The sequence below is a fragment of the Pseudomonas sp. JL3 genome, from assembly GCF_031570575.1.
Lineage (GTDB): Bacteria > Pseudomonadota > Gammaproteobacteria > Pseudomonadales > Pseudomonadaceae > Aquipseudomonas > Aquipseudomonas cucumis.
Genome location: NZ_JAKWJK010000073.1, coordinates 1 through 473, shown reverse-complemented (window position 1 = coordinate 473; position 473 = coordinate 1). Strand labels below are relative to the sequence as shown.

Below are 473 nucleotides of genomic sequence, written 5' to 3'. Positions count from 1 at the left end.
GCTCAAGCGCAGCCTGGTGGAGAACCTGTTCGCACAGACCCAGGTCAAACGCCTGTGCAACCTCTACGGCCCCTCGGAAACCACCACCTACTCAAGTTGGGTGTCGATGGCCCGCGAAGACGGCTTTGCCGCACACATCGGCAAACCGGTGGCCAACACCCAGTTCTATTTGCTGGATGAGCACGGGCAACCGGTGCCGCTGGGCGTGCNGCCGCACACATCGGCAAACCGGTGGCCAACACCCAGTTCTATTTGCTGGATGAGCACGGGCAACCGGTGCCGCTGGGCGTGCCGGGGGAAATCTACATCGGCGGTGCGGGTGTGGCGCGGGGGTATCTCAACCGCGACGACCTCACCGCCGAGCGTTTCCTCCGCGATCCGTTCAGCCGCGCCCCGCATGCCCGCATGTATCGCACCGGCGACCTCGGCCGCTACCGGCCGGACGGCAACATCGAATACCTGGGGCGCAACGA

At 65.3% G+C, this 473-nt stretch carries 1 pseudogene; it reads left to right on the top strand.

Annotated features, from left to right (window positions below):
• A pseudogene (locus MMG91_RS28840) lies at positions 1–473 on the top strand (AMP-binding protein); the annotation flags it as partial.